This window comes from Acidimicrobiales bacterium, from assembly GCA_025455885.1.
Classification (GTDB): Bacteria; Actinomycetota; Acidimicrobiia; order Acidimicrobiales; family Acidimicrobilacustridaceae; genus Rhabdothermincola_A.
The window spans coordinates 64225-81922 of the sequence record JALOLR010000015.1 but is presented as its reverse complement, the minus strand read 5'-3'; the positions used below and the strand labels follow the sequence as shown (position 1 = coordinate 81922).

Here is a 17698-nt window from a genome sequence, read left to right as displayed (position 1 = left end):
GACGCGAGACGGAGGCGACGATGGGCACGACGACGATGGCGGAGTCCGACTCCAAGGAGCTCCTGGCCTCCTACGGGCTCGAGGTGGCCGCCGAACGGGTCGTCGCCACCCCCGACGCGGCGGTGGACGCCGCGATCGAGCTCGGCCTCCCCGTGGTGGTCAAGCTCAACGGGGAGCGGATCGCCCACAAGACCGAGCGGGGCCTGGTCCGGCTGAACCTCCGCGCCGCCGAGCAGGTGCGCGAGGCCGCCGCCGCGCTGTTGTCGCAGGCCACCCCCGACGACGGCCCGGTGAGCCTCCTCGTCGCCCGCCACCTCGAGGGCCACCGGGAGCTGATCGCCGGCGTCGTCCGCGACCCCCAGCTCGGCCACGCTGTCATGTTGGGGATCGGCGGGATCGCCGCCGAGGCCCTGGGGGACGTGGCCTTCCGGCTCGCACCGCTGCGCCGCGCCGACGCTGAGGACCTCATCGACGACCTCCGGGCCCAGGCGCTGCTCGGCCCGTTCCGCGGCGAGCCGGAGGTCGACCGCGACCGGCTCGCCGACGCCCTCCTGGCCCTGTCGGCCTGTGCCATCGAACGGCCGGACATCGCGTCGATCGACGTGAACCCCCTGAAGGTCTGCGCCGGCGTCCCGATCGCCGTCGACGCGCTGGTGGAGGTCGACGCATGACCGCCCCGGACGACGGCTACCGGGCCCTGTTCGAGCCCCGCGGCGTGGTGGTGGCGGGGGCGTCGAGCCATCCCGGCAAGTTCGGCTTCGTGGCCCTCCACAACATCCTGGCCAGCGGCTACGCCGGCACGGTGACGGCCATCAACCCCCAGGGCGGCGAGGTGCTCGGCGTCGAGCTGCTGCGCTCCGCCGACGAGCTCGAGCCGGGCACCGTCGACCTGGTGGTGGTGTGCACCCCGGCGTCGGCCAACGTCGAACTGCTCCGGGCCTGCGCCGCCAAGGGCGTCCGGGCGGCGTTCGTGGCGTCGGGTGGCTACGCCGAGGCCGGGCCGGAAGGCCGCGCCGCCCAGGACGAGCTCACCGCCGTCGCCGCCGAGCTCGGGATGCTGGTCGCCGGTCCCAACGGGCAGGGACTGGTGTCCACCCCGGTGTCGCTGTGCGCCCAGATCGTGGCCCCGTACCCCCCGCCCGGCTCGATCGGCATCGCCAGCCAGTCCGGCAACCTGGTGTCGAGCTTCATGAACTGGGCGACGGCGTCAGGGGTCGGCGTCTCGCGGGCCGTCTCGGCCGGCAACGCCGCCGCGGTGGGCGTGGCCGACTTCGTCGGCTTCTACGCCGACGACCCCGCCACCACCGTCGGGCTGGCCTACGTCGAGAGCCTGCCGGACGGCCGGGCCTTCTTCGAGCGGATGGCCACCGTCACCCCGAGGATGCCGGTCGTGGTGGTGAAGGGCGGCGCGACGGAGGACGGTGCCGAGGCGGCCGCCAGCCACACCGGCGCCCTGGCGTCGAACGACCGGGTGTTCGACGGCGCCTGCCGGCAGTTCGGGGTCACCCGCGCCGCCGCGCCGGAGGAGGCCTTCGAAGCGGCCGCCACCTTCGCCACGCAACCGTTGCCGGCCGGTCCCAACGTGGTGGTGATGACCACGGCCGGGGGATGGGGCGTGGTGGCCGCCGACGCGATCGCCAGGGACCGGTCGCTGCACCTGATGGCCCTCCCCGACGACCTGCGGGCCGAGATCGACACCCGCCTCCCTCCCCGCTGGAGCCGGGCCAACCCGGTCGACCTGGCCGGCGGCGAGACCCGCGACACCATCCCGGAGGTGCTCGAGCTGCTGGCGTCGCACCCCGACGTCCACTCGATCATCCACCTGGGCCTCGGCATCCAGGCCAACCAGGCCAAATTGATGCGGCGCGGCGGCTTCTACCCCGACCACGGCCTGGAGCGGATCGTGGCGTACCACGAGACGCAGGACGCCCGCTTCGCGGCGGCCGCCGCCGAGGTGTCCGACCGCACCGGCACCCCCGTCCTCACCGCCACCGAGCTGGCGGTGGCCGACCCCGACAACGCCGGTCCGGCCGCGGTGCGGGCCCACGGCCGGCTCTGCTACGCCTCGGCGAACCGGGCGGTGCGGGCCCTGGGCCATCTCGTGCGCCACGCCCGCTTCCTGGAGCGCGCCGACCGGGCCTGACTACGCCGGGCGGTGCACCGGGGCGTCGCTGTCGGCCCCCACACCTCGTCGCAGCGGTTCACGACCGGGGGGCGGCACCACCGTCGGCGGTTCGCGCTGGCCGTCCCAGTCACAGGTCACGGGCGCGTCGACGGCGACGGTGATCTCCACCCCGTCGTGGCCGATGGTGATCGGCTCGCCGGAGAGCACCTCGTAGGTCACCTCGCCGTCGGCCATGGTCACCTTGAGGCAGCGGTCCCGGTAGACGAGGCGGAACGACAACCGGGTGATGGAATCGGGGAGGTACGGGGAGAAGTGCAGCATCTCACTGTGGTCGCGCATCCCTCCGAAACCGGCCACCGGCACCAACCAGCACCCGGCGAGAGCGGCGAGGTGCAGGCCGTCGCTGGTGTTCCCGGCGAGGTCGCGCAGGTCGACGAACGCCGTCTCGCGGAAGTAGTCGTAGGCCAGCTCCATCTGCCCGACCTCGGCGGCCACGATCGCCTGGATGCACGCCGACAGCGACGAGTCGCGCACCGTGATGGCCTCGTAGTACGCGAAGTCCCGTCGCTTCTGCTCGAAGCTGAACGAGTCGCCGCAGGTGTAGAGGGCGAACACCAGGTCGGCCTGCTTGACGACCTGGCTCGAGTAGAGGAGGTAGTAGGGGAAGTGCATCAGCAGGGGGTACTGGTCGTGGGGCGTCTTCTCGAAGTCCCAGCGCCGGTACCGGGTGAACCCCTTCGAGGCCGGCGTGACCCCGAGCTCGTCGTCGAACGGGATGACCATCGTGTCGGCCGCCCGGACCCACGACGCGATCTCGTCGTCGCCGATGCCGTGGTCACGGGCGCGGTGCGGGTAGCGCCGGGCCACGTCGGCCGCACAGCGCAGGTTGCGGGCCGCCATGAGGTTGGTGAACACGTTGTTGTCGACCAGGGCCGTGTACTCGTCGGGGCCGGTCACCCCGTCGATGCGGAACCCGCCCTCGGCGTCGGTGTGGCCGAGGGACAGCCAGAAGCGGGCGGTCTCGGCGAACAGGTCGAAGCCCTCGGTCTCCTCGAAGGCGACGTCGCCGGTGGTGTAGATGTAGCGGCGGGCGGCGTCGGCCACGCCGGCGTTCAGGTGGGCGGCCGCCGTGCCGGCCGGCCAGTAGCCGGAGCACTCCTCGCCCCGGATCGTCCGCCACGGGAAGGTGGCCCCCTCGAGGTGCAGGACCTCGGCCCTGGCCTTGGCCTGGGGGATGGTGGCGTGGCGCCACAGCAGCGCGTCGCGGGCCATGTGCGGGGCGGTGTAGCTGAGGACCCGCAGCACGTAGGCCTCCATGTCCCAGAAGCTGTGGCCGTCGTAGCCCCGCCCGGAGAGGCCCTTGGCCGGGATGGCCCGACGCTCGGCGCGAGCGGCGGCCTGCAGCACATGGAACAGGGCGAAGCGCACGGCCTGTTGCAGCTCGTCGTCACCCTCGATCTCGACGTCGGCGCGGGCCCAGAAGTCGTCGAGGTACTGCCGCTGGCTGGCGCAGAGCCCGTCCCAGCCGCTGCGCTTGGCGGACTCGAGCGCTGCGTCGACCTGGTCGCGCAGCGCCGGCATGGCCCGTTGGCTCGACCATCCGTAGGCCACGAACTTCACGAGGGTGAGCGTCTCGCCGGCGGCCAGCTCGGTGCTGACGGTGACCCTGGCCAGGTCGGCCTCGCTCTCGGCGTCGGTGACCGTGCCATCGGGGCCCTCGACGGTGTGGGCGATGCCCGCCGCCACGCGCAGCCCGCTCGAGCGGGTGTGGTGCCCGAGCGCCGCCTCCAGCCCCTGGGCGGTGTTGAACTCCGCCACCAGCGGGGCCCGGAGCGCGGCCGCGGCCCGCGGGTCGCCGTTCTCGCCGTCGGTGGGCTCGTTGGCGACGAGGGTCGACTGGGCGACGATGCGCAACGGCTCGTCGACGGCGGTGACCTCGTAGCGGATGGCGGCCACCGCCCGGTGCACGAACGACACCAACCGGGTGGAGCGGACGCGGACGACCTTCCCGGCCGGGGAACGCCACTCGAGGTCGCGGTCGAGCGTCCCGTCACGGAAGTTGAGGCTGCGGCAGTGGTGGTCGAGCCACCCGTGGCGCACGTCGAGGGGCTCGTCGTCGACCAGCAGGCGGATGAGCTTGCCGTTGGTCACGTCGATGAGGGTCTGGCCCTCCTCGGGGTAGCCGTAGCCCGCCTCGGCATAGGGGAGGGGCCGCGACTCGAAGAAGCCGTTGAGGTAGGACCCCGGTGTCCCGTTGGGCTCCCCCTCGTCGAGGTTGCCCCGCATGCCGATGTGGCCGTTGGAGAGCGCGAAGAGCGACTCGGTCTCGGGGAGGTGGTCCTGGTGCAGCGTCCGCTCGGTGAGCGACCAGGGCTCGACCTCGAAGAAGTCGCCGTTGATCATCGGTCCTCCAGGAGGTCGCCCAGGTCGTCGACCACGATGTCGGCGCCGTTGGCGCGGAGCGCGTCGGCGTGGCCCACCCGGTCCACCCCGACCACGAACCCGAAACCGCCCGCCCGCCCGGCGGCCACACCGGAGACGGCGTCCTCGAACACGACCGACGCGGTGCGGTCGACGCCGAGGTCAGCCGCCGCGGCGAGGAACATGTCGGGGGCGGGCTTGCCGGGCAGGTGGCGCTCGGCGGCCACGTTGCCGTCGATGCGGATCTCGAAGAGGTCCTCGATGCCGGCGGCGCGCAGCACCTCCTGGCAGTTGCGGCTGGCCGAGACGACCGCTCGCCGCAGACCGGCTTCCTCGGCGGCGCGGACGAAGGCGACCGAGCGCTCGTAGGTGGCCACGCCGTCGCTGTGGATCAGGTCGAGCACCAGCACGTTCTTGCGGTTGCCGAGGCCGTTGACCGTCTCGGCGTCGGGCGGATCGCTGGGCGTCCCGTCGGGCAGCTCGATGCCCCGCGAGGCGAGGAAGTCGCGCACGCCGTCCTGGCGAAGCTTGCCGTCGACGTGGGCGGTGTAGTCCGACGGGAGGGTGAAGGGCTCGAACTGCCGCCCCTCGCGTGCGCCCCGCTCGACCAGGTACGCGTCGAACATCTTCTTCCACGCCGCGGCGTGGACGTCGGCGGTTCGGGTCAGGACGCCGTCGAGGTCGAAGAGGCACGCCTCGATGGACGGGGGGAGACCGAGCGACGACGCCCCGGACGACGCGGGCACGGCGGCGGGGTCGTCTCCGAGCACCCCCACACGCTAACTGCCCGGAGCCGTCGTTCCGAGCACCAGGGTCGAAGGTCACGAGTTCGTCACCGCGGGGCGTCCGGTGCCCGACGCTAGGGTCGGCGCGCATGGAGGGCGACGGGGGGTCGGGGCCGTGGGAGCGCCTGGGCAAGGTGACGGCGCGCCTCACCGGCGACGAGTTCCCGCCCGGCGACGCCGACCGCGCCGACGGGCTCGCCCACGTCGCCGAGCAGGCCCTGTGCTGGCTCGGGTGGTCGGTCTTCCACGCCGACCCCCGGCGACCGGCCTTCCAGCGCCAGAACGACCTCGTCACCCAGTGGGGCGGTCCGAACGCCGACAACGTGTACCGCCATGCCCGAGTCGAGCCGGGCCGCCGGTACCGGATCACCGGGCACATGCACGGCTGCGAGGAGTTCGTGCTGGCCGTGCGGGCCGGGTTCATGCACGAGGCCACCTGGGGCACCCTCGTGGAGGTCACCGCCACCGAGCTCGGGCTCGGGCCCGACGACCCGATCGACATCGAGGTCGGCGGGGCCGGGCCCGTCCCGCTCCCCGACGGCGCGGTGACCGTGTCGATCCGCGAGTACTACTTCGACTGGCGGGCGCGCGAGCCGGCGACGTTCGTCATCGAGTGCCTCGACAACGATGCGCTGCCCGCCGGGGGTCGCCTCAGCACCGCCGTCGTGGACGAGCGGCTGTCGGCGGGCGTCCACGGCGTCGAGGTGTCCCTCGACTACTGGAACCGGTACCTGCGGGAACACCGTGCCGACGCCGAGGACAACACCTTCGCCCCGGTCTTCGGGCTCGCCAAGGGCCTCGACGCGGCGCGCTACGGGTTCTGCTTCTGGGACCTCGGCCCCGACGACGCGCTGGTCGTCGAGGTGCCCCGCCCCGACGCCCGCTACTGGGCGTTCCAGCTCTACGAGATGGCGTGGTTCGAGCTGCTCGACATCACCGAGCGCCAGACCTCGCTCAACCACACCCAGCTGGTCGTGGACGCCGACGACCGGGTGCGGATCGTGGTGGCCCACACCGATCCGGGGGTGGCGAACTGGCTCGACGCCGGTGGCCGCCGAGTGGGCCTCCTGCACTTCCGCTGCTTCTGGGCCGACGCCGCGCCGACCCCCGCCACCCGGGTGGTGCCGTGCGACGAGCTCGAGTCCGTCCTGCCGACGGGCACGGCCACCGTCGACCGCGCCACGCGGGACGCCGTCCTCGCCGCACGACGCCGGCACCTCGCCTGGCGGTTCCGCACGTGACCGGCCGCCTCGACGCGAAAGTGGCGCTCGTCAGCGCGGCGGCCAACGGCATCGGACGAGCAGTGGCCCGGCGGATGGCCGCCGAGGGGGCCGTGCTGTCGCTGAACGACGTCGCGACGGGCGATCTCGACGCCGTGGTCGCCGAGCTCCGGGAGGGTGGCGCGACGGTGGACGCCGCGCCGGGTGACGCCGCCGACCCGGGGTTCGTCGACGGCTGGGTGGCCGACGCGGTCGACCGCCACGGGCGGGTCGACGTGCTCTCCAACAACGTGGGGGTCTCGCGCTGGGGGCTGATCGGCGACCTCTCCGACGACGACTGGCGCTTCCAACAGCGCCTCACACTCGACACCGTGTTCTTCGCCACCCGAGCGGTGCTGCCCCACATGCTGCGCGCCGGGCGAGGCTCGATCGTCAGCATGTCGTCGGGGGCGGGGATCGGCGGGCAGTACGGCCTCGGCGGCTACGCGGCCGCGAAGGCCGGCGTCGTCAACCTCATGGAGACGGTGGCCCAGGAGTACGGCCCCCACGGGATCCGGGCCAACGCGGTCACCCCCGGACCGACAGCGACGGCGCCGCTGCTGGCCCACCTCGAGCAACAGCCCGGTGGGGTGGCCGAGCACACCCGAGGCCTGAACCTGCAACGCCTGAGCCGCCCCGAGGAGGTGGCGGCCACCGTGGTGTGGCTGGCCTCCGACGAGTCGTCGAACATCAGCGGCATCTGCGTGCGCAGCAACATCCGGGCGGCGGGGAGCCGGCCGATCTGACCTCGGTGACCGGCCGGTGCGACACGCCGGTCGGTCCGACACGCCGATCAGTCCGACACGCCGATCAGTGCAACATGATGGCCCCGCCGTCGGCCATCACGGTCTGGCCCGTCACGTAGCGGCTGGCGTCGGAGAGCAGGAAGGCCACGACCGGGGCGATGTCGAGCTCGGCGTCGCCGTCACGCGCGATCGGCTGGGAGGCGAACGTGGCCGCCCAGATGGCCGCCCGCTCCGGGTCGTCGGCGGGAGGCGCCCGATGTCCGGCCGAGACCGGGCAGACGCAGTTCACGACGATGCCGTGGCGTCCCCATTCCCGGGCCGCCACCCGGGTGAGCCCCCGGATCGCCTCCTTCGACGACGCATAGGGTCCGTACCCCGCGGCACCGAGCAGGCCGCCGTTCGATCCCATCGTCACGATCCGGCCCCACCCCCGGTCGCGCATGTGGGGGAAGACCGCCTGCATCGACCACAGCGTGCCCTTCGGTCCGGTGTCGTAGAGCAGGTCGATGTCGGACGGGGCGACCTCCTCGAGCGGCATCACCGAGCGGAACGTCTGGGCGTTGGCCACCAGCCCGTCGATCCGACCGAAGCGCTCCACGGCCCGAGCGGCGAGCGCCACCGCGCCCTCACGGTCGGCCACGTCGAGGACGTCGGCCAGGTGCTCGACGCCGAGGTCGTCGAGCTCGGCGGAGAGCCGGTCGAGACGGTCGGCGCGGCGGCCCGTGACGACGAGGCGCGCCCCGTGCGCCCCGAGGTAACGGGCGAGGCCCCGACCGATGCCGCGGGTCGCGCCGGTGACGACCACCACCCGACCCTCGACGCCGTCGGTCACGACGCCGCCTCGCCGTCGAGCGTGGGGGTGGCCACGGCGACGAACAGGGCGTCGGCCTCGACGGTGGTCACCCCGTCGACGACCACCTCACCCGTCGCCCGGCTCTTCCGGCCGTCGCGTCCGGCGAAGCGGGCGACGATGTCGACCGGCCGGTCGACGGGCGTCGGCCCGCGGAAGCGCACCGACAACGCGACGGTGAGCCCCGAGGCGCCCGAGGCCGTCACCGCGTTGCCCAGCACCTCGTCGAGGGTGAGGGCCAGCACACCACCGTGGACCCGCCCCGGGGAGCCGGCGTGGGCGGCGGTGTAGGTGCAGCGCGCCCGCACGGTGGCCGGGACCGGTTCGGCGCCGGCGGGCGGTTCGGTCGGGCGGTCGATCCAGACGAGCGGTGGGGCCTGGGGGTTCAGGCGGCCGGACCCGGCCTGTAGGAGGCTCTCGAGGCGACCGTCGTCGTGGCGCACGAGGTACAACGGCTCGGCGCGCCGGCGGGTCGACAGCATCGCCGTCGCCTCGGCGATCCGCTCCGCCACCTCGGCCCGCACCTCAGGGGCGACGTCGGTGAGGACGACGGCCTCGACGAGCGCCCGCGTCCGCGCCACGAGGTCGAGCTCCTCGGCGCGCACCTCGTCGGCCGGCGGAAGGGCGTCACCCAGGGCCGCGGCGAGCGCCGCCGTCGAGGGCGGCCGGGGCGGGGGGGTGCTCATCGTGGATGGACCGACCCCACCGCGAAGTGCTCCTCGTAGCGGGCGAAGCGGGCCCGGGTGGCGTCGAGGTCGAGATCGAGTCCGTCGAGGTCGTAGCGGTGCACGCCGTGGGCGCCCTGGGGTCGGGCTCGCAGGTGGTCGGCCATGGCCTCCGCCAGGTCGGGGCCGGTGGCGAGGCCCAACCCGGCGCGCACCGCGACGACCGTGGCGAGCGGGTCCGTGGCGAAGTCCTCGTAGCGACCGTGGACCGACCGGTCGGCGGGCAGCACCCCCGAGCGACGTGCGTCGACGAGGCGATCGAGGGACCGGCCGTAGAGGTCGACGTGGTAGGCGGCCAGCTCGGGGAGGTCGACACGGTCGCTGAACGACCAGCGCAGGTTGGCCACGAGGCTCGTGACCGAGCCGATCACGGCCATCGGGTCGCGATGGGTGACGGCCACCCGGGCGTCGGGGTACACAGCGAGGAGGGCGTCGAGAGCGTGGAGGTGCACCGGGGACTTGAGCACCCACCGGGTGCCGGGCATCCGGCGCTGCAGCACCTGGAGGACGAGGCGGTGCATCTCGTAGGCGGGTCGCCAGTCGGCCGCGAAGAGGTGCTCGACGTAGCTGGGCACCCGGTAGCGGGCGGTGAACTCCTCGGAGAGGAACGCCAACGACATCGCCGACAGGCACTCCTTCGGCATCCTGCCGGCGTACACGTGGATGGCGTCGAGGCCGGACACCACCGACCCCATCATCCGCAGCTCGCTGTCGGCGAGGGCGAGGCGCCCCGGATCGGGGAAGGCATCGGCCCGGGGCGGCGGGACCGGGCGCAGCAGCTCCCACCCCTCGGGGGCCCGCAGGGCGGGGTCGAGCGCCAGGAGCTCGTAGAGGACCGTGGTGCCCGAACGAGGCGGACCGGTGACGACGACGGGCGCGGTGATCACCTCGTCGCGCACCCCGGGGTCGGCGGCGACGTAGGCGACGAGCTGGAACCGGACCGTGAGCAGGCGCACCAGGAACCGCCGGGTCATCCACCGGCCCACCGGCGACAGCGCGGCTTCGGTCTCGAGGGCGTCGAGCACGACGTCGAGCGGCTCGAGGAAGGCGTCGTCGCCGTCGAGGGCCCCCACGCCCGCACCCCGGTCGAGCCCCAGGCCGGCGCGGGCGTCGTCCAGGAGGTCGTCCCGGCGCAGCGGCCGCTCGGCGGCCTCGGCCACGAACGGGATCTCGCCCCGGTTGGCGGCCAGCACCCATTCGGCCCGCCGGGGCTGCGCGCCCGATCGCTCACCGTCCCCCACCGGGTCGACACTACCGGCAGGGTCCCGATCATCGAACTGGTCACCCTCCGTTCCCCTCCCGGTCACCTCCGGTCTCTAGGTTCCGGCCCACGAACGAGGCCGCACGAAGGGAAGGACGACCTGTGACGAGGTGGGTGATCGCGGCGACGTTGGCCGTGACGGTGCTGGTGGGCGCCGGGTGCTCCGGTTCCGACGACGCCGGGGAGCAGGGCTCCGACCCGTGCGCCGTGCTGACGACCGCGGACCTCGAGCAGGCCACCGGCGTCGTGTGGACCCAGCAGCCGGCGGCGGACCCGGCGGAACCGGCGTGCCGTTGGACCTCCGCCACGCCGAGCGGGCTGGTCCAGGTGTTCCTCACCGGGACCGACGGGAGCTCGTTCGAGGAGAACCGCCAGTCGATCCGGGTCGGCGACGCCGAGCCCTCCGACGCCGAGGTGGAAGGGGCGGACGAGGCGTTCGCGACGCCTGACGGCTCGCTCGTGGGGATGAGGGTCGGCGACCGGTACGTGCAGGTGACCTACGCCTCGGCGGCGACCGAGCCCCCGGCCGGCGCCGTGACCACGGCGCTCGCCGCGATCGCGGCCGGCAGGGTGTGAGCCGGGCGAGCGGGGTGGCCCGGTCGGACGCCCGGCGCCCTCAGCCCGAGGTCGAGGCGTTGATGATGTGCTCCAGCCACCACTGCGGGGCGTTGTCGGTGATGTTGGGGATGTTCGAGTAGTCGTGCCACCGGGCGATGCGGCCGTCGCGCAGCTCGGTGACCGACACGAAGGAGTGGTCGATGACCTCGCCGGTGTGGAAGATCCAGCGCTCGGTGTGCTCGGTCATCACCAGGTCGCCCTCGGCGATCATGTTGGTGCCGGGCAGGTGCTCGTAGCCCGAGAGGGGCTCGAGCCCGATGCGGACGCGGGCGACGACCCCCTCGGGTCCGGTGCCGCCGGGGCCGGGGACGCCGACGTCGGTGTAGTGCGCGTCGTCGGTGAGCAGCGCCTTCATGCCCTCCCAGTCGCGTTCGGCGAGGGCGTCCCAGAACCGTTGAACGACCAGCTTGTTGGCCTCCACGTCGCTCACAGCCCGGCCACCTCCGCGAACGACCGCAGTTCCCGCTCCACGTCGGGACCGCTGGGGGCGAAGATGATCTCGGTGGTGCCGGCGGCCTCGGCCTCGGCGATCTTGGCTCGCATCGCCTCGGGTTCGGCCACCCAGCCGAGGCCCACGACACCCTCGCCGGCGGCGTCGACCAGGATGCGGTCGAGGTCGGTGACGGTGGTGGCGTGGCCCTCGTGGACGGCGAGGTGGCGCTCGCCCTCGGGGCGCAGGGCCTCGAGCGCCGCCCTCCACTCGGCGCCGCCCGGGAAGACGTCGACGTTCTCGGGACCCGACTCCCACGCCCCGTGGGCGAGGATGGCGTACCAGGGTCCGGCCGAGGCCTTCACCCGCTCGGAGGTGAGGGCCTCACCCGGCTCGAGCACGGTGCCGACCACCAGCTGGGCGCTCCAGTCGAAGCCCCCCATCCCGAACCCGACGGTCATGATGCCGTCGGCCAGCTCGCGGGTGAGCGCCTGGCCCTTGGGACCGAGCGCGCTGAGGAGCAGCGGCACCTCGACGGGCCGAGGCGGGCCGAACGCCGGGAGCTGGCACATCTGGACGGCCTCGCCGTCGACCTCCACGACCTCCCCGGCGAGCAGCCCGCGGAGCTGGCGGAGGTAGTCGCCGGTCTCGGCCAACGTGAGAGCGTCCTTGCCGAGCGTCCAGCGGGCCGTGGCCCCCGTGCCGAAGGCGCACGCCAGGCGACCCGGCGCGGCGGCCTCGATCGTGGCGATGGCCGAGGCGGTGGCGATCACCGACCGGAGGCTCGGAACGAGCACCGCCGTCCCGAGGCCGATCCGCTCGGTCCGCTCGGCGATCCGGCCGAGCGACGCCCAGATGTCGAGGTAGATCGCCGGGGAGTCGTAGAGCCAGGCCCGGTCGTAGCCGAGCTCCTCGGCCAGCACGGTCTGCTCGACGCAGGCCAACGACGGCACGACGCCGCAGGAGACCTTCATGCCGGGTCCACGTACTGCATGAGCTCGATGCTGTAGCCGTCGGGGTCCTCGATGAACCCGACGATGACCGGCCAGCGCTCGAGACGCTCCGGGACCATCGTCGAGGTGAAGCCGGCGGCGACGGCCGCGTCGTGGACGCCCATCGCGTCGTCCACGATCATGTAGATCTTCCAGAGCGCGTTGCCGTGCTCGACGGGCTTCGGCTCCTCCCAGGCGTGGGCGAGCTGGAGGCGGCCGCCGCCGTCGTCCGCGGCGAGGACGGCCTCGTTCACCCCGGGGATCTCGGTGCGGGACTGCACCTTGAGCCCGATGATGTCCTCGTAGAAGCGGACCGAGCGCTCGAGGTCGCTCACCCAGATGCAGTACTGACCGACCTTCGTTGCCATCGTTGTCTCCCCCGGGGTGGGCGAGGACCCTGGTCCACCGTCGGGTGGGTCGCGGCGCGGTGCCGGACGGGTCCTCGCGATCGTCCCGGAACCCTACGTCGTACCGTCGGCGGCACACGCCGGGCCGGGTGCGTGCCCGGTCGACCGGGCGGGTGGTGCGGCGGCGTCAGCCGACGCCCGCGACCCGGGCCGCGGCCACGACCTGCTGAGCCGAGGGGTTGACCATCACCTCGCCGCCCACCGCGACGGTCGGGACGGTCTCGTTGCCCCGGGCATGGCGACGGACGTAGGCCGCCGCGGCCGGGTCCTCCCAGATGTCGACCTCGACGGTGGTCACGCCGGTCTTGCGGAGGCCCCGCCGCAGCATCATGCAGAAGCCGCACCCTCGCCGCCAGAACACGACCACCCGGTCGGCGGCGAGATCGTCGAAGGCATCGACGGCGGACTGCGGGACGGGCTCGGGCTGGGGCATTCCGGATCTCCCAGGAGGTGGACGCGACTGGTCGAACCCGTCGAGCTCGCGAAACCTTCCCGGCTCACTCGGCCTCGGCCAGCTCCCTGAAGGCGTCGGGCACACCGACCCGCGATCGCAACGCGACGCGGGCGTAGCCGAGCGCCTCCCGCCCGAACCGGGCGAGCGGGCCACCCCCGACGCCGAACCGGGACGGAGCCGCTCGCTGGCGAGGCCGAGAGGGAGCTCGAGCTGGCGGTCCGTCTCGGGCGCGAGCCCCGACACCGACACGGCCAGGAGGGTGATCTCGCGAGCGCCGTCGCCGAGCGCCGACGCCACGAGCCCTCCGGCGACCTCGGCGACGGTGCGGGTCGTGGCGATCGGCCGATCGAGGGTGCGCGAGCGGGTGACCGACCGCAGTCCCGGGAAGCGGACGCGAACCGTCACCGTGCGCCCCGCAAGGCCCTTGGCCCGCAGCCTCGTGGCGACCCGGTCGGCGAGGAAGCCGAGCGTGGTGCGCACCAGGTCGTCGGTGGCGGTGCGGCGACCGAGGGCGGACTGGGCACCCACCGACCGGGCACGACGCCGGCCCTCCACCCGCCGGGGGTCGGTGTTGTGGGCCAACGCGTGGAGCGTGGTTCCTGCGGCGGTGCCGAGCAGGTGTGCGAGGGCGCCGGGTTCGTGACGGGCGAGATCCCCGACGGTGGCGATGCCCCGCGACGCCAGCCGCTCGCGGGTGACCGGGCCGACGCCCCACAGCAGCCCGACGGGCAGCGGGTCGAGGAAGGCCCGTTCGCGCCCTGCCGGCACCACCACCGTCCCGTCGGGCTTGGCCACCTGGGACGCCACCTTCGCCAGGTGCTTGGTCGTGGCCGCCCCCACCGAGATGGGCAGGCCGACCTCGGTGCGCACCCGCCGTCGGATGTCCTCGGCGATGCGGATCGGAGGGCCGAAGAGGTGCACCGAGCCGGTCACGTCGAGGAACGCCTCGTCGATCGAGATGCGCTCGATGGCGGGCGTGTAGCTGCGCAGCACCTCGACGACGGCGTCACCGAGGCGCCGGTACTCCGGGAAGTGACCCCCCACGACGACGAGGTCGGGACAGAGCCGCCGGGCCCGCCACCCGGGCATGCCACCCTGCACCCCCCAGGCCTTCGCCTCGTAGGAGGCGGCCAGCACGACGCCACCCCCGACGGCCACCGGTCGGCCCCGGAGGGCCGGGTCGAGGAGCTGCTCGACCGAGGCGTAGAACGCGTCGAGGTCGGCGTGCAGGATCGTGGCGTCAGGGGCCATGAGGACCCACGGTATCGAACATGAATTCGATACCGTGGGTCCCGCGCGGCCCGCCGGCGATCAGGCCGCCGGGCACTTCTCCGCGAGCAGGCCGGAGAGGCGCTCGACCCGGGCCCGGGCCTCGGGCAGGCGCTCGTTGACGGCGTCGATGCGCACCGTCAGGGCGTCGGCGATGCGCTCGCGGCCGTCGGCGGCGAGCTCGTCGCGACGGACGGTGGCGGCAGCGAGGCGCTCGTCGACCGTGACGAGGCGGGCCTCCATCTGGTCGAGCCGAACCTGGGCGTCGGCGCAGCGCACCTCGACGGTGAACGTGGCGCCACCGTCGCCCGAGGGCTCCTGGGCGACAGCGAGGCCGGCGCTGCCGAGGACGACGGCTCCGGCGAGACCCAGGGCGACGAGGGGCTTGGAAAGGGACATGGGGGGACCTCCGTGGTCTGTCGGGAACGACCGAACCGTCGCCCACCACCCTGACGCCAGCCTGACGACGAGGTGGTGGGCGTCCGACACCGACCGGGTCGGCGCGGGGATACTCGACGCCATGCAACCGGCTCCGGCGTCGCCGCTCTCCGGGGCGGACCGCCGATGAGGGTCCTGGTCGTCGAGGACGACGCCGGCGTCGCTCTCGGCGTCCGTCGCGCGCTCGAGGCCGAGGGCCTGGCCGTGGACGTCGCCGCGGACGGCCTCGACGGCTGGTCGGCGGCGCTCTCGGGCTCCTACGACCTCGTCGTCCTCGACATCATGGTGCCGCGCATGAACGGCTACCGGGTCTGTGCCGCCCTGCGCGCCGAGGGGATCTGGACCCCGATCCTGATGCTCACCGCCAAGACCGGCGAGTACGACATCGCCGAGGGCCTCGAGACCGGCGCCGACGACTACCTGACGAAGCCGTTCTCGATGATCGTGTTGGTGGCCCGTGTGAAGGCGCTGCTGCGCCGGCCCCGATCGGAGGGCGGCGCCCCGTTCACGTTCGGGGCGCTGCGCGTCGACCCGTCCACCCACCGCTGCTGGTTCGGGGAGGCGGAGGTCGAGCTCACGGCGCGGGAGATGGACGTGCTGACCTTCCTGATGTCGCGCGGCGGTACCACCGTGTCGAAGGCCCAGGTCATCGACAACGTGTGGGGCGAGGACTTCACGGGTGACCCGAACATCGTCGAGGTCTACGTGGGACGGCTGCGGCGCAAGCTGCAGGGCGGGGGCCGCGACGACCCGATCGAGACGGTGCGGGGCATCGGGTACCGGATGCGGCCGTGACCGCCGCTCGCGCCCGGCTCCCGATCCGATGGCGCATCACCCTCGTCGCCACCGTCGCCGTCGGGGCGGTCCTCGCCGTGACGGCGGTCGCCCTGCTCGGCGTGCTCCGGGCGAACCTGGTCGGCGAGCTGGACCGGCGCCTCGCCGCCGAGACCGACGTCCTGGTCGCCCTCACCCTGCGCCGCGCCGCGCCCCAGCTGGAGCGGCGACCGGACCTCGTGGTGCAGGTCGTCGAGCCCGACGGCACGGTGTCGAGCAGCAGCTCGGGCGCCGACCCGACCGGCGAGCGACCCGTGCTGGCCGTTCCGAGCCGCGCCGACGAGGGCGTGGTGAGCCGATCCGTCGACGACCCCGACCTGGGCGAGCTGCGGGTGAGGGCGACGCCCGTGGGCGAGCAGGGCCGGTGGCTGGTCGTGGCCCGTTCGGAGGCCGAGCTCCTCCAGTCGCTCCAGGCCGTCCGTCGCGCGCTGTTCGTCCTCGTCCCGCTGATCACCGGCGGTGTCGCCGTCGTGGTGTGGGTCGGGGTCGGTCGGGCGTTCCGGCCCATCGACGCGATGCGCGAGACGGTGTCGGAGATCTCGGACCGGAACCTGGCGCAGCGGGTCCCGGAGCCGGCCACCGGCGACGAGGTCGCCCGATTGGCGGTCACGATGAACGACATGCTCGGCCGGCTCGAAGCCGCCTCCCACCGGGAGCGCCAGCTCGTGGCCGACGCCAGCCACGAGCTGCGCAGCCCCGTGGCGGCGGTCAGGGCACTCGTCGAGACCCGGTCGGTCGCCGGCGACGACGTCGAGGCCCACGACGCGGCGACGCTCGCCGCGATCGTGCGGCTGCAGGCCCTCGTGGAGCAGCTGCTGGAGCTCGCCTCACAGGACGCGGAGGGGATCCGGGACCCGCATCCCGTCGACCTCGACGACGTCGTGTTGACCCAGGCCGACGTCCTGCGCCGGACCACCGGCCTCGCGATCGACACCACGGCGGTGTCGGCCGGTCAGGTGACCGGGGACGCCGACGCGCTCCGCCGCCTCGTCGAGAACCTGGCATCCAACGCGGCGCGGCACGCGGTCGGGCGGGTGAGCTTCACGTTGTCCGAGCGCGACGGCGTGGTCACGCTCGCGGTCGCCGACGACGGGCCGGGGATCCCGGAGGCGGACCGCCGCCGCATCTTCGAGCGGTTCACCCGCCTGGACGACGCCCGCAGCGCCGACGACGCCGGGGCCGGACTGGGGTTGGCGATCGTGGCGGGCATCACCGCCCGCCACAGGGGTTCCGTCGCCGTCGACGACGACCCGGTGCTGGGCGGCGCCCGGTTCGTGGTGCGGTTCCCGACGTCGCCGACCCCCTGAGCACCCCGCTCGGTGGGGTCAGTCGGGGAGATCGGCCAACGACACCTCGGGGAGCAGGTCGACCCCCGCCACGAGGTACTCGACCCAGGTGCGCTGCATCTCTCGCAGCACCTCGGAGTCGGCGGAGAGCCGGCCCTGCTCGAGCGTGAAGGACCCGTTGCGGTACTGGGCGAGGTCGTAGGGGGGGCCGACCGAGAGGTTGGCCCTCGCCGTGCTGAGCATGGAGGAGAGAGCGATCTTCGTGGCTCCGGCCATGTCGGCGCGGGAGAGCACGGCGAGGTCGAGGTGGAGCTTGCCGTACTTGGTCTCGCCGATCTGGAGGAAGGGCCGGTCGTCGGAGGCCCGGATGTAGTTGCCCTCGGGGTACACGAGCAGGATGTCCGGGCGATCGCCGGCCACCTGGCCACCCACGATGAAGCTCGACGTGCCGTCGGCGCCCACCCGGTCGAGGGCGGCGCGGTGCTGGTCGGCCACCTCGGCGCTGATCCGACCGACGTAGAGCGCCGCCTCGAAGAGGTGGGAGACGGTGGCCAGCCCCCGGGGCTCCGGGCCGGCGAGGTCCTGTTCGATCCGGTCGAGCACCTGCTGGGTGGAGGCGAGGTTGCCGGCGGACTGCAGGACGAACAGCCGGTCGGCGTCGGGCTGGAAGACGTGGAGCTTGCGGTACGTGCTGACGTTGTCGACGCCGGCGTTGGTGCGCGTGTCGGAGCAGAACAACAGGCCCTCGTCGAGGCGCATGGCGATGCAATAGGTCACGGCGTCACAGTCCTCGGGCTG

Annotated in this window: 18 protein-coding genes; 7 read left to right on the top strand and 11 right to left on the bottom strand. The window is 73.5% G+C overall.

Features of this window, described 5'->3' with window-relative positions; all coding sequences use genetic code 11:
* Nucleotides 1-20 precede the first annotated feature (20 nt).
* Both MUE36_12885 and MUE36_12880 read left to right on the top strand, forming a co-directional pair.
* The gene (locus MUE36_12885) at nt 21-671 is read left to right on the top strand and encodes an acetate--CoA ligase family protein (protein ID MCU0311824.1); all 651 of its coding nucleotides are present in this window, start codon (nt 21-23) and stop codon (nt 669-671) included.
* Complete coding sequence (locus MUE36_12880) at nt 668-2143, top strand: CoA-binding protein (GenBank protein ID MCU0311823.1); 1476 nt, start codon at nt 668-670, stop codon at nt 2141-2143. Before MUE36_12885 ends, MUE36_12880 begins: the two co-directional genes overlap by 4 nt.
* Here the strand turns inward: MUE36_12880 and MUE36_12875 are convergent, their stop codons facing one another.
* Both MUE36_12875 and MUE36_12870 read right to left on the bottom strand, forming a co-directional pair.
* Entirely contained in the window at nt 2144-4528 is a 2385-nt protein-coding gene (locus MUE36_12875) for a glycoside hydrolase family 65 protein (protein ID MCU0311822.1), read from the bottom strand.
* Nucleotides 4525-5316 (bottom strand): beta-phosphoglucomutase family hydrolase, encoded by a 792-nt coding sequence (locus MUE36_12870; GenBank protein ID MCU0311821.1) that lies wholly within the window; start codon nt 5314-5316, stop codon nt 4525-4527. The genes MUE36_12875 and MUE36_12870 overlap by 4 nt, the downstream gene beginning before the upstream one ends.
* 104 nt (nt 5317-5420) lie before the next feature.
* Between MUE36_12870 and MUE36_12865 the strand changes: the two genes are divergently transcribed.
* Both MUE36_12865 and MUE36_12860 read left to right on the top strand, forming a co-directional pair.
* Entirely contained in the window at nt 5421-6572 is a 1152-nt protein-coding gene (locus MUE36_12865; protein ID MCU0311820.1) for a DUF1254 domain-containing protein, read from the top strand.
* Entirely contained in the window at nt 6569-7336 is a 768-nt protein-coding gene (locus tag MUE36_12860) for an SDR family oxidoreductase (GenBank protein MCU0311819.1), read from the top strand. The genes MUE36_12865 and MUE36_12860 overlap by 4 nt, the downstream gene beginning before the upstream one ends.
* Before the next feature lie 64 nt (nt 7337-7400).
* On the opposite strand, the gene MUE36_12855 is transcribed toward MUE36_12860, so the two are convergent.
* From MUE36_12855 to MUE36_12845, 3 genes are read right to left on the bottom strand one after another with little or no spacing between them, the layout of a single operon-like run.
* Entirely contained in the window at nt 7401-8168 is a 768-nt protein-coding gene (locus MUE36_12855) for an SDR family oxidoreductase (protein ID MCU0311818.1), read from the bottom strand.
* Complete coding sequence (locus tag MUE36_12850) at nt 8165-8872, bottom strand: PaaI family thioesterase (protein MCU0311817.1); 708 nt, start codon at nt 8870-8872, stop codon at nt 8165-8167. Before MUE36_12850 ends, MUE36_12855 begins: the two co-directional genes overlap by 4 nt.
* Entirely contained in the window at nt 8869-10152 is a 1284-nt protein-coding gene (locus tag MUE36_12845) for a sulfotransferase (GenBank protein ID MCU0311816.1), read from the bottom strand. Before MUE36_12845 ends, MUE36_12850 begins: the two co-directional genes overlap by 4 nt.
* A gap of 122 nt (nt 10153-10274) precedes the next feature.
* Between MUE36_12845 and MUE36_12840 the strand changes: the two genes are divergently transcribed.
* Nucleotides 10275-10748 carry a DUF3558 domain-containing protein gene (locus MUE36_12840; protein ID MCU0311815.1) on the top strand — a complete coding sequence of 158 codons (474 nt, stop codon included), beginning with the start codon at nt 10275-10277 and terminating at the stop codon, nt 10746-10748.
* A 40-nt stretch (nt 10749-10788) separates the two neighbouring features.
* Here the strand turns inward: MUE36_12840 and MUE36_12835 are convergent, their stop codons facing one another.
* From MUE36_12835 to MUE36_12815, 5 genes are all read right to left on the bottom strand, one after another.
* On the bottom strand, nt 10789-11220 hold the full coding sequence (locus MUE36_12835) for a nuclear transport factor 2 family protein (protein MCU0311814.1): 432 nt from the start codon (nt 11218-11220) through the stop codon (nt 10789-10791).
* Nucleotides 11217-12194, bottom strand: coding sequence for an LLM class flavin-dependent oxidoreductase (locus MUE36_12830; protein ID MCU0311813.1), 978 nt, complete (start codon nt 12192-12194; stop codon nt 11217-11219). Before MUE36_12830 ends, MUE36_12835 begins: the two co-directional genes overlap by 4 nt.
* Nucleotides 12191-12580 (bottom strand): VOC family protein, encoded by a 390-nt coding sequence (locus MUE36_12825; GenBank protein ID MCU0311812.1) that lies wholly within the window; start codon nt 12578-12580, stop codon nt 12191-12193. Before MUE36_12825 ends, MUE36_12830 begins: the two co-directional genes overlap by 4 nt.
* Before the next feature lie 166 nt (nt 12581-12746).
* Nucleotides 12747-14324 (bottom strand): DNA polymerase IV, encoded by a 1578-nt coding sequence (dinB, locus tag MUE36_12820; GenBank protein MCU0311811.1) that lies wholly within the window; start codon nt 14322-14324, stop codon nt 12747-12749.
* 60 nt (nt 14325-14384) lie between these two features.
* Complete coding sequence (locus tag MUE36_12815; GenBank protein ID MCU0311810.1) at nt 14385-14741, bottom strand: hypothetical protein; 357 nt, start codon at nt 14739-14741, stop codon at nt 14385-14387.
* Between the two features lie 165 nt (nt 14742-14906).
* On the opposite strand from MUE36_12815, the gene MUE36_12810 reads away from it, so the two are divergent.
* Together MUE36_12810 and MUE36_12805 are read left to right on the top strand one after the other, a co-directional pair.
* Complete coding sequence (locus tag MUE36_12810; protein MCU0311809.1) at nt 14907-15575, top strand: response regulator transcription factor; 669 nt, start codon at nt 14907-14909, stop codon at nt 15573-15575.
* Complete coding sequence (locus tag MUE36_12805; GenBank protein MCU0311808.1) at nt 15572-16921, top strand: HAMP domain-containing histidine kinase; 1350 nt, start codon at nt 15572-15574, stop codon at nt 16919-16921. Before MUE36_12810 ends, MUE36_12805 begins: the two co-directional genes overlap by 4 nt.
* An 18-nt stretch (nt 16922-16939) precedes the next feature.
* On the opposite strand, the gene MUE36_12800 is transcribed toward MUE36_12805, so the two are convergent.
* Nucleotides 16940-17677 (bottom strand): hypothetical protein, encoded by a 738-nt coding sequence (locus MUE36_12800; protein MCU0311807.1) that lies wholly within the window; start codon nt 17675-17677, stop codon nt 16940-16942.
* Nucleotides 17678-17698: the final 21 nt, after the last annotated feature.

Coding starts and splice junctions, on each gene's coding strand:
- MUE36_12850 (MCU0311817.1), bottom strand. CDS start 8,872: ATGAGCACCCCCCCGCCCCGGCCGCCCTCGACGGCGGCGCTCGCCGCG.
- MUE36_12830 (MCU0311813.1), bottom strand. CDS start 12,194: ATGAAGGTCTCCTGCGGCGTCGTGCCGTCGTTGGCCTGCGTCGAGCAG.
- MUE36_12810 (MCU0311809.1), top strand. CDS start 14,907: ATGAGGGTCCTGGTCGTCGAGGACGACGCCGGCGTCGCTCTCGGCGTC.
- MUE36_12825 (MCU0311812.1), bottom strand. CDS start 12,580: ATGGCAACGAAGGTCGGTCAGTACTGCATCTGGGTGAGCGACCTCGAG.
- MUE36_12885 (MCU0311824.1), top strand. CDS start 21: ATGGGCACGACGACGATGGCGGAGTCCGACTCCAAGGAGCTCCTGGCC.
- dinB (MCU0311811.1), bottom strand. CDS start 14,324: ATGGCCCCTGACGCCACGATCCTGCACGCCGACCTCGACGCGTTCTAC.
- MUE36_12815 (MCU0311810.1), bottom strand. CDS start 14,741: ATGTCCCTTTCCAAGCCCCTCGTCGCCCTGGGTCTCGCCGGAGCCGTC.
- MUE36_12880 (MCU0311823.1), top strand. CDS start 668: ATGACCGCCCCGGACGACGGCTACCGGGCCCTGTTCGAGCCCCGCGGC.
- MUE36_12875 (MCU0311822.1), bottom strand. CDS start 4,528: ATGATCAACGGCGACTTCTTCGAGGTCGAGCCCTGGTCGCTCACCGAG.
- MUE36_12865 (MCU0311820.1), top strand. CDS start 5,421: ATGGAGGGCGACGGGGGGTCGGGGCCGTGGGAGCGCCTGGGCAAGGTG.